Origin of the sequence: Mycobacterium sp., from assembly GCF_044370595.1 — a bacterium.
In the GTDB taxonomy this organism is placed as follows: domain Bacteria; phylum Actinomycetota; class Actinomycetes; order Mycobacteriales; family Mycobacteriaceae; genus Mycobacterium.
The window spans coordinates 1-9426 of sequence record NZ_JBILVF010000137.1 but is presented as its reverse complement, the minus strand read 5'-3'; the positions used below and the strand labels follow the sequence as shown (position 1 = coordinate 9426).

Annotated in this window: 11 protein-coding genes; 7 read left to right on the top strand and 4 right to left on the bottom strand. The window is 67.5% G+C overall.

The genetic code is table 11. The features are described from left to right. Positions 1-58: 58 nt before the first annotated feature. The 3 genes from ADBZ5N_RS14980 to ADBZ5N_RS14970 form a co-directional block, all read right to left on the bottom strand. Complete coding sequence (locus ADBZ5N_RS14980; RefSeq protein WP_526258695.1) at positions 59-1048, bottom strand: NAD(P)H-dependent flavin oxidoreductase; 990 nt, start codon at positions 1046-1048, stop codon at positions 59-61. Positions 1049-1186: 138 nt separating this feature from the next. Then, entirely contained in the window at positions 1187-1963 is a 777-nt protein-coding gene (locus ADBZ5N_RS14975; RefSeq protein WP_526258693.1) for a 3-hydroxyacyl-CoA dehydrogenase, read from the bottom strand. Between the two features lie 88 nt (positions 1964-2051). Beyond that, complete coding sequence (locus tag ADBZ5N_RS14970) at positions 2052-3140, bottom strand: CaiB/BaiF CoA transferase family protein (protein ID WP_526258691.1); 1089 nt, start codon at positions 3138-3140, stop codon at positions 2052-2054. Positions 3141-3194: 54 nt separating this feature from the next. Here ADBZ5N_RS14970 and ADBZ5N_RS14965 point away from each other — a divergent pair, with 54 nt between their 5' ends. Then, a complete protein-coding gene (locus ADBZ5N_RS14965; RefSeq protein WP_526258689.1) occupies positions 3195-3995 on the top strand; it encodes an enoyl-CoA hydratase/isomerase family protein in 801 nt (266 codons plus the stop codon). 28 nt (positions 3996-4023) lie between these two features. Here the strand turns inward: ADBZ5N_RS14965 and ADBZ5N_RS14960 are convergent, their stop codons facing one another. Continuing rightward, complete coding sequence (locus ADBZ5N_RS14960) at positions 4024-4668, bottom strand: TetR/AcrR family transcriptional regulator (RefSeq protein ID WP_526258687.1); 645 nt, start codon at positions 4666-4668, stop codon at positions 4024-4026. A gap of 205 nt (positions 4669-4873) precedes the next feature. On the opposite strand from ADBZ5N_RS14960, the gene ADBZ5N_RS14955 reads away from it, so the two are divergent. The 6 genes from ADBZ5N_RS14955 to ADBZ5N_RS14930 form a co-directional block, all read left to right on the top strand. Next, positions 4874-5356, top strand: coding sequence for a DUF1942 domain-containing protein (locus ADBZ5N_RS14955; protein WP_526258685.1), 483 nt, complete (start codon positions 4874-4876; stop codon positions 5354-5356). A gap of 192 nt (positions 5357-5548) precedes the next feature. After that, entirely contained in the window at positions 5549-6178 is a 630-nt protein-coding gene (locus ADBZ5N_RS14950; RefSeq protein ID WP_526258683.1) for an NAD(P)-dependent oxidoreductase, read from the top strand. Positions 6179-6187: 9 nt separating this feature from the next. After that, positions 6188-7540: a carotenoid oxygenase family protein gene (locus ADBZ5N_RS14945; protein ID WP_526258681.1), complete on the top strand. Its 1353-nt coding sequence runs from the start codon at positions 6188-6190 to the stop codon at positions 7538-7540. Then, a complete protein-coding gene (locus ADBZ5N_RS14940; protein WP_526258679.1) occupies positions 7537-8346 on the top strand; it encodes an alpha/beta fold hydrolase in 810 nt (269 codons plus the stop codon). Before ADBZ5N_RS14945 ends, ADBZ5N_RS14940 begins: the two co-directional genes overlap by 4 nt. A gap of 19 nt (positions 8347-8365) precedes the next feature. Then, a complete protein-coding gene (locus ADBZ5N_RS14935) occupies positions 8366-9076 on the top strand; it encodes a nitroreductase family protein (RefSeq protein WP_526258677.1) in 711 nt (236 codons plus the stop codon). After that, on the top strand, positions 9076-9426 hold a 351-nt coding region (locus tag ADBZ5N_RS14930), incomplete at its 3' end, for an SDR family NAD(P)-dependent oxidoreductase (RefSeq protein WP_526258675.1). The genes ADBZ5N_RS14935 and ADBZ5N_RS14930, both read left to right, overlap by 1 nt.

Below are 9426 nucleotides of genomic sequence, written 5' to 3'. Positions count from 1 at the left end.
CAGTGCCCGCCTGGCTTCAGGCGGGCACTGTGCTTTCTGGGTCTTGGCCGGCTGAGGTCTAGACCGTCGCGCCGGCCTTGACCATGCCGGCCAGTCGGCCGGTGATGATCTCCTCGGCCTCGGTCACCATCCGGGACACCAACTCACCGCAGGTAGGAATGTCGTGGATCAAGCCCATCACCGTGCCCACCGACCAAATGCCGGCATCAGGATCGCCGTCCTCGAACACTGTGCGGCCCCGCGAACCGGCCACCAGTTCCTGGATGTCGCCGAACTGGCCGCCCTTGTTGAGAATCTCCACCACCTCACGCGACACGGCGTTGCTGGCCACCCGGGCGGTGTTGTGCAGGGTCCGGAAGATCAATTCGGTGCCGAGTTCGTTGCCGTCGACGATGGCCTGCTTGATGTTCTGGTGGATGGGTGATTCCACCGTGCACATGAACCGAGTGCCCATATTGACCCCGTCGGCGCCCAACGCCAGCGCGGCAACCAGTCCGCGGGCATCACCGAAGCCGCCGGAGGCGATCATCGGGATCTCGATATCCTTGGCCGCCGCCGGGATGAGCACCAGACCCGGCACATCGTCCTCACCGGGATGGCCGGCGCACTCGAACCCGTCGATGCTGATGCCGTCGACGCCCAGGCCCTGGGCCTTGATGGCGTGCCGCACCGAGGTGCACTTATGCAGCACTTTGATGCCGTTGTCGTGGAACATCGGCAGATGTGGGGCCGGGTTGGAGCCGGCGGTCTCGACGATCTTGATGCCCGCGTCGACGATCACCTGGCGGTACTCGTCATAGGGCGGCGGGTTGATCGCCGGCAGGATGGTGAGGTTGACGCCGAACGGCTTGTCGGTCATCTCCCGGGTCCGGTCGATCTCGCGCGCCAGGTCTGCCGGAGTGGGCTGGGTCAACGCGGTCAAAAAGCCCAGGGCGCCCGCATTGGCAACGGCGGCAACGAGTTCGGCGCGGCCCACCCACTGCATTCCACCCTGGGCGATCGGGTGTTCCACACCGAAGGTCTCGGTGAACTTGGTTGTCAGTGTCATTCTGTATCTCCTGTTAACTGAACCTGATGCTCTTCGCGCGAGCGCTCATCGGGGCCGATGCTCTTCGCGCAAGCGCTCATCGGGGCCGATTCTCTTCGCGCAAGCGCTCATCGGGGCCGATTCTCTTCGCGCAAGCGCTCATCGGGGGGCCATGCGGATTGCGCCGTCGAGGCGGATCACCTCGCCGTTGAGCATCGGATTCTGCACGATGTGCACAGCCAAGGCACCGTACTCGCTGGGGTTGCCCAGCCGCGACGGGTGCGGGACCTGCGCGCCGAGCGAGGCCTTGGCCGGTTCGGGCAGCCCGGCCAGCAGTGGGGTGTCGAAGAGTCCCGGGGCGATGGTCATCACCCGGATCTGCTTGTCGGCGAGGTCCCGGGCGATCGGCAAAGTCATGCCGACCACACCACCCTTGGATGCCGAGTAGGCGGCCTGGCCGATCTGGCCGTCGAAGGCGGCCACCGAGGCGGTGTTGATGATGACGCCACGCTCGCCACCGATGGCGTCGGTCTTGGCCATCCGCTCGGCCCCCAGGCGCAGCACGTTGAACGTGCCGACCAGGTTGATGTTGATGATGCGGGCGAATTTGTTCAACGGGTAGACCCCGGCCTTGCCCAGCACGCGGATGGCGTCGCCGGTGCCGGCGCAATTGACCACGATGCGCACCGGGCCCATCGACTCGGCCAGGTCGAACGCTGTGGCGACGGCGTCCTCGTCGGTCACATCGGCCGGGGCGAACGCGACCCGATCACCGCCGGACCCAGAGTTCAGGTCCTTGGCGACGTCCTCGCCCTTGGAGGTGGGCAGGTCAAGGATGACGACCTTGGCACCCTCGTCGAGCAGGGCCTTCGTGGTGGCCAGGCCCAAGCCGGAGGCTCCACCGGTGACGACGGCTACCGCGTCCTTGATCTCCACGCGCACGATCCTCTCCGGGACTCCGGGTCCCGCATCGTCATCGACCTACTGGTTGGTTGGGACTTCGTTGGGACTATAGCGCAGGGGGTTAAACCCAATCGTTCAGGACGGCGTCGGTGTCCTCCCCCGACGTCCGCGGCGGGGTGGGCGTACCGGGCTGGGTCCGGGAGAACCTCGGCGCGGGCATCGGGAAGATCGAATCCCCCACTTTGTAGAAGCTGCCGCGCTCGACGTTGTGGGGTTCGGTCTCGATCTCCGCGAAAGACAGAATCGGGGTGACGCAGGCGTCGCTGCCGGCGAACACCCTGGCCCAGTGGTCGCGGTCGTGCTGAGCGAAGGTCTCGGCAAGGGTCGCCCGCAGCTCCGGCCACCGGGCGAACTCGTTCTGGCCGGGCAGAGCGGCCGGGTCGAGTTCCAGTTTCGCGAGCATCTCGGCGTAGAACTGCGGCTCGATGGAGCCGACCGCGACGTGGCGGCCGTCGGCGCACTCGTAGACGTCGTAGTACGGGGCGCCGGTGTCGAGCATGTTGGTGCCGCGCACATCGCTCCACATTCCGGTGTGCCGGAAGGCGAACATCATCTGCGCGAGCACCGCCGAACCGTCGACCATGGCGGCGTCGATCACCTGTCCCTTGCCGGAGCGTTCCCGTTCGTAGAGTGCGGACAGGATGCCCACCAGGAGGAACATCGAGCCGCCACCGAAGTCTCCCACCAGATTCAGCGGCGGCACCGGCTTCTCATCAGCCCGGCCGATGGCGTGCAGAACCCCGTTGAGGGAGATGTAGTTCATATCGTGTCCGGATTGCTGGCTGCGCGGACCGGTCTGCCCCCAGCCGGTCATCCGGGCGTAGATCAGCCGTTCGTTGACCGCTGCGCAGTCCTGCGGCCCCAGGCCAAGACGCTCGGTGACGCCGGGCCGGAAGCCCTCGATGAGCACATCGGCCTTGGCGATCAACCGCATGACCAATTCGCGGTCGGTCTCACTCTTCAGGTCGGCGGTCACCGAACGGCGACTGCGCAGCAAGAAGTCATTGCCGGGGGCCGCACCCAGACCGGGTTTGGGGCGTTCGACACGGACCACGTCGGCCCCGAGATCACCGAGGATCATCGCCGCGTGCGGTCCCGGTCCGATACCGGCCAGTTCGACAACACGCAAGCCTGTCAGGGGTCCCGACATATTCCCTACCGCCCTTCGTGCGCTGGAGATGGACTCTTTGTACCGTGTCCTACTGTGACCTCCTACACCGGCATCGACGACCTCTCCGTCTCCCTGGACGGCAACGTCCTGTCGGTGACCTTCAACCGCCCCGACAGTCTCAACTCGCTGACCACCGCCATGTTGACCACGCTGGCCGACACCCTGGATCGCGCCGCGGGCGACCCGCAAGTGAAGGTGGTCCGACTGGGCGGCGCGGGACGCGGGTTCTGTTCAGGAGCCGGAATCAGCGCCGAAGATCAAGCGGCACAAGCGGCTTCGGTTTCTATCGACGATCTTCTGGTTGCGGCTAACCGGGCCGTGCAGGGCATCGCGGCGCTGCCCAAGCCGGTGGTCGCCGTCGTGCACGGACCCGCCGCGGGCGTCGGTGTCTCACTGGCTCTGGTCAGCGACGTCGTGCTGGCGTCGGAAAAAGCCTTCTTCATGTTGGCATTCACCAAGATCGGTCTGATGCCCGACGGCGGCGCCACGGCCTTGGTGGCCGCGGCGGTGGGCCGGATCCGGGCGATGCGGATGGCGCTGCTGGCCGAGCGCATCCCGGCTGCTGAAGCGCTGGACTACGGAATGGTCAGCGCCGTCTATCCGCACGACGATTTGGAGTCGGGCGTCGCGGCGGTGATCGACAAACTCGCGTCCGGCCCGGCAGTGTCGCTGCGACTGACCAAGCAGGCCATCAACGCCGCGACGCTGACCGAACTTGACGGGGCGATCGGCCGCGAATGCGAAGGCCAGATGGTTCTGCTGAAGTCGCGGGACTTCATCGAGGGCACCAAAGCCTTCCAGCAGCGTCGCACACCGTCCTTCACCGACGAGTGATTGTCCCCGGCATGCACACGCCGTTCACCTATCCTTTGGCCCCGCCCCGTCGGCAGATCCCGGCCACTGCGAAGTCGAGCAGGGAATCCAGGGCGGTATCGCGCGTGGAACCCGACGGGAGCAGCACGGCGCCGTCCAGGCACAGCCGGGCGAAGCCATGCACGGTGACCCAGGCCTTCAATTCGGCGCCGGGCCGGCCTGACGGGTCCAGCACGCCGTGGGTGACCAGTTCGTCCAGTGCACTGCCGAGCAGGGCGTAGGTACCGGCCTCCTCGTGGGCGGGGTCCCTCGGCGCCAGGCAATGAACACCGAAGCGGCCGAACATCACCTCGAACAGTTCGGGGTGGGCCAGGGCGAACTCCACGTAGGCCCGGCCGGTGGCCTTGAATCGGTTGACGGCCAGTTCCGCCGGGGTCGTGCCGATCCGGGTCGCGCCCATTGCCCGACGCATCCGCCGGCCTAGTTTCTCGAAACCGTGGGCAGCCACGGCGGTCAGCAGGTCGGACTTGTCGTTGAAGTGCCGGTAGGCGGCATTGGCGGAGACGCCCACCTCGCGGGCGGTGCCCCGCAGGCTGAATTCGCCGATCCCGTCGTCCTCGATGAGGCGCGTGGCCGTCAGCACGAGGGCGTTGCGCAGATCGCCGTGGTGGTAGGTGTTCTTCGCCGCCGTCACAATCTCTATGTTGACAGTGTCAACACCGCGAGTAAAGTCTGTCCTTCTGGTGGCCGCTGACGATGCGCTGCGTCCGGCCCTACGCCAACAGTGCCGGGCCTACCGGGGGCCCGGCGGCATCTAGTAGTTTTATGATTTACAATTGTTGATCTAATACTCACTAATTTGAGGTTAGGCTTTTTCCATGCGAAGGAGGTTCATGCGGATGGCACGATCAAAGGCTCTCGGAGCCGCCGCCATCTCAGCTCTCGCCCTGGTCGCCCTGGCCCCGGCGGAGGCTGCCGCCGAGACCGTCGAACTCGGCGGCACCGCTGATGTCGACTTGGTCGACATCGAGAACGGGGGCGATCTCGAGATCGACCAGAATTGGACCATCAGCGAACTGCAGCCCAGCACAGACGCGATTCCCTACCGGGTTGCCGGCACGCTGTGGGAAGCGTCCGCCACCGCCGAACTGGAGAACGGCGGAGTCCCTGTGATTACCGGATTCTTCGCTCGATCCGGCTCCGACAGCTACCCGGTCCTATGGAACGTGCCCAGCCCCTTGGGGGTCAACCCGGCGCCGCTGCCGCCGGCGGGATCGGTCACCGGGAAGTTCTACTTCGACGTCACCGGCCCCGCTCCCACGAGCGTGGCCTACCTGGACTCCGAAGGAGAACTCATCGAGTGGGGGACCTCCGCCGGCTGATCGTGGGCGATGGGTCGCTGCGATGCGCCCCCCAATCTAGATGTTGACAGCGTGAACACCAGGAGTAAAGTTCACGTTGTGAACATATTGTCGCCCTTCGCGACGTCCAGCCGTGGGTGGAGAAGCCCGACAGGTCAAGCGCAGCCAGCGGGCACTGTTGGTGCCGAACACGATTCGCAGGCCTAGCACGGAATGAAGCTCGCCGTCTTCGGCGCCACCGGCCTCACGGGTGGACTCGTGGTCGCCCAGGCGCTCGAGCACGGGCATGGGGTCACGGCACTGGTTCGTGATCCGCGCCGCGTGTCGCTGAGCCACCCGCGGCTCACCGTGATCGGTGGCAATCCCGTGGTGTCGGGCGACGTCGAGCGGTGTGTTCGCGGCGCGGACGCCGTCATCCACTGCCTCGGCATCGGCGGCAAGGGCGACGGCAAGCCGACCTCACTCATATCGGACTCGGTGCTTGCCACTCTCGCCGCGATGGAGCAGCATCGCGTCCCGCGCATCGTGTGCATGTCGAACGTCGGGGCCGGCGGCAGCGGCAGTCGGTTCGCCAATCGCCTCGTCATCCCGCTCTTCGTGCGCTGGCTGCTCCCCATCATCGAGGACAAGAACCGGATGGAGGCCGGCCTCAGCGAGAGCGCGGCCACGTGGTGTTCTGTGCGCCTCCCGAACATCGTGGAGGGACCCGAGCGTCCGCTGCGCGTCAGCACCGACGGCCGAGGGATCGGCCTCTCGGTCACCGCCGCCTCGGCCGCGCGCTTCCTCCTCGCTCAGGCCACATCCGCCGAGGTCGTCTACTCGACGCCGAGCATCAGCAACTGAGGTGACGTGATGGAAACACCGAACATCTATCTGCAGGGCAACTTCGCCCCGGTCGAGAGTGAGGTGACGGCGTTCGACCTGGAGGTGATCGGGCAGATCCCCGCCGAGCTGGAGGGTCGCTATCTACGCAACGGACCCAACCCCGTCAGTGTCGAGCGACCCGAGCAGCACCACTGGTTCGCCGGGCCGGGGATGGTTCACGGTGTGCGGCTGCGCGGCGGCCGTGCCGAGTGGTATCGCAACCGCTACGTGCGCAGCCGGGCGGTACGCGCGGCACTGGGCGAACCGGCCACCGCAGCGGACCCGCCCGGCGCCCCTAACACCAGCGTTCTGGCCTGGGCCGGTGCCACGTTGGCGGTCGTCGAGGGCGGCAGTCCGCCGGTCGAGTTGGGCTACGAACTCGATACCGGTGCGGTGAACGCGTTCGCCGGGAGCCTGCCCGGGGCGTTCAGCGCGCACCCCAAGTTCGACCCGCTCACCGGCGAGTTGCACGCGATGTGTCACGCCTGGGCGCAGTGGTTGGACCACATCAAGTACGTGGTCGTCGCCGGCGACGGGCGGGTGTCAAAGACTGTCGACATCCCGTTGCCCGGGATGGTGATGGTGCACGACATGTCGCTGACCCGGAACTACGCGGTGGTCTACGACCTACCGGTGACCGTCGATATCGGCCTGGCCGGGGCGGGTCGGTTCCCGTTCCGGTGGAACCCGGACTACACCCCGCGGCTCGGACTGCTCCCCCGCAGCAGCAGCGACGCCGCCGACATCATCTGGTGCGAACTGGATCCCTGTTACGCCTACCACCCGATGAACGCCTACGACGCCGATAACGGCACCGTCGTCATCGACATCTGTCGCTACGATGCGATGTTCGCCCGCGACATCCTCGGACCGGCCGGGGATTGCCTGCCCAGCCTGTACCGCTGGACCGTCGACCCGGTGGGCCGGACGGTGCGTCAGGCCCGGATCGACGACCGCACACTGGAGTTCCCCCGCGTCGCGGCGTCGGTCTCGGCGAGCCGGCACCGCTTCGGCTACGGAGTCGGGGTCGGTGACGGGTTCGCTCCCGGCGACATCTACAAACACGACCTGGACAAGGACACCGTCGAGGTGCACCCGCTTGGCGTGGGCCGCGGTTCCGGCGAGACCGACTTCGTGCCCCGCGAGCACCCCACCGGAGAGGACGACGGATGGCTGATGAGCTACGTCTACGACGCGACCACCGACAGCAGCGAGTTCGTCATCCTCGACGCCCGAGACCTGTCGGAGCCTCCGGTCGCCAGAGTGATTTTGCCGCAGCGGGTTCCGTTCGGATTCCACGGCAACTGGATTAGCGACCACGCCGTGCGGACCACGACGTGACGGCACTCAACCGGCGTGTCCCGACCCGTGTCGGGACACTGGCCGTCGCAGACAGCGGTCCAGGGGAGGGTCTCGGCACACCGGTGGTGCTGTGGCCGTCGCTGTTCAGCGACCACCGCCTCTACCGCCACGTCATCGACCTGCTGGGCCCGCAGCGGCGGACCATCAGTGTCGACGGCCCGGGCTTCGGGTGCAGCAACCCGCCCGACGGCGACGTCCATCCCGACCGGTACGCCGGGGCGGTGGTCGATCTCCTCGACGAACTGGGAATCGCCGCCGCGGTGGTGGCCGGCTGCTCGTGGGGCGGTCAGGTCGCCGCGCAGACCGGCGTGCAGCACCCGCAGCGCACCACCGCGGTGTTGATGATGAACACACCGCTGGCGCCCAGCCTGGGCGGCCACCGTTTCCAAGTCCTCGGCACCCGCGTCATGGGATCAACGACGTTCTGGGGCAGGGGCGTCGCCCGCTCGATGATCGCAGCGTCCGCTCAGCAGGAACACCCGGAGCGGGTAGACGAGTTCGTGTCGGCCTTCAGGTCCTTCGACCGCTCGGCGGCGACGGCCACGGTGCGAACGGTCCTGACCCGCTCCCCCGGCCTGGCCACGGTACTGCCACAGCTGCGCGTGCCGACCACCATCCTGATGGGCGGGCAGGACGCGCTGTACCCGGTCGACGCGGCGATGCCACTGGCCCGCCTCGCACCCGAGGCCACCATCGAGGTCGTGCCGTCGTGCGGGCATCTCGCCCCGCTGGAGGCACCCGAAGCCGTTGTGGCCGCACTGGATTCGCTGGCTCGGAACAGCTGAGGGCGGCAGGATCACTTCAATGGACCTCATCGAAGCCCTGCGGAGCACTGGGGCGGTGCGCGAGTTCACCGATGACCCGGTCGACGACGACGTCGTCGCACGCATCCTCGACACCGCTCGGTTCGCGCCCAGTGGCGGCAACGCCCAGGCCTGGCATGTGGTGGTAGTCAAGGACAAGAGCACCCGAATCCGGTTGCGGGACCTGTACCTTCCCGGGTGGCGTGACTACCTGGCGATGAGCGCCGCGGGCCTGCGGCCGTGGGCGCCGGGCAACGATCCGGCCGACGAGGCGGCTGCGGTGGCAGCCATACCCGCCGAACTCGCCGCGGCGGCAGGCCAGGGATTCGCCGCCGAACTGGACCGTGTCCCGGTGCTGCTGGCGGTGTTCGCCGATCTGCCGGCGCTGGCCGCGGTGGACCGCGACTTCGAGCGGTACCCGATCGCCGGGGGCGCCTCGGTGTACCCGTTCGTCTGGAGCGTCCTGCTGGCCGCGCACGCCGAGGGTCTGGGCGGGGTGATGACCACCATGCTGGTCCGTGTCGAACCGCAGGTGAAACAACTGCTGGGAGCGCCGGAGCACTGGGCGCTGGCCACCGTTGTCGCGCTCGGCCGTCCCGCCAATCCGCGCCGCCGGTTGCGCCGCCGGCCGGTGCGATCGTTCACCACCATCGACCGCGCCGACGGACCCGAACTCCTCGGCGCGCAGCCACCCGACAGGAAGGACGACTGATGACCGAGCACACCCCCGGGCACACCCCCGGGCACACCCCCACCACTCTCGTGACCGGCGCGAGCAGCGGCATCGGGGAGCAGTTCGCACTGCAACTGGGACGGCGGGGCCACAACCTGGTTCTGGCCGCACGTAGTGAGGACCGGTTGCAGGCATTAGCCCGGAGGCTGCGGGCTGAACACCCCGGCATCGACGTGGCGGTGATCGCCGCCGACCTCGCCGAACCGGGCAGTGCAGCGGCACTGGTCGGTGAACTCGCCGCCCGCGGTCTGCGGGTGGACGTGCTGATCAACAACGCCGGGTTCGGGTCGCACAACCCGGTAGCCGAGGAAGACCCGGAGAACCTCGCC

Bases quoted from the DNA above. Each gene is read 5' to 3' on its own strand.
- ADBZ5N_RS14955 (WP_526258685.1), top strand. From the start codon at position 4,874: ATGGCACGATCAAAGGCTCTCGGAGCCGCCGCCATCTCAGCTCTCGCC.
- ADBZ5N_RS14970 (WP_526258691.1), bottom strand. From the start codon at position 3,140: ATGTCGGGACCCCTGACAGGCTTGCGTGTTGTCGAACTGGCCGGTATC.
- ADBZ5N_RS14950 (WP_526258683.1), top strand. From the start codon at position 5,549: ATGAAGCTCGCCGTCTTCGGCGCCACCGGCCTCACGGGTGGACTCGTG.
- ADBZ5N_RS14945 (WP_526258681.1), top strand. From the start codon at position 6,188: ATGGAAACACCGAACATCTATCTGCAGGGCAACTTCGCCCCGGTCGAG.
- ADBZ5N_RS14980 (WP_526258695.1), bottom strand. From the start codon at position 1,048: ATGACACTGACAACCAAGTTCACCGAGACCTTCGGTGTGGAACACCCG.
- ADBZ5N_RS14935 (WP_526258677.1), top strand. From the start codon at position 8,366: ATGGACCTCATCGAAGCCCTGCGGAGCACTGGGGCGGTGCGCGAGTTC.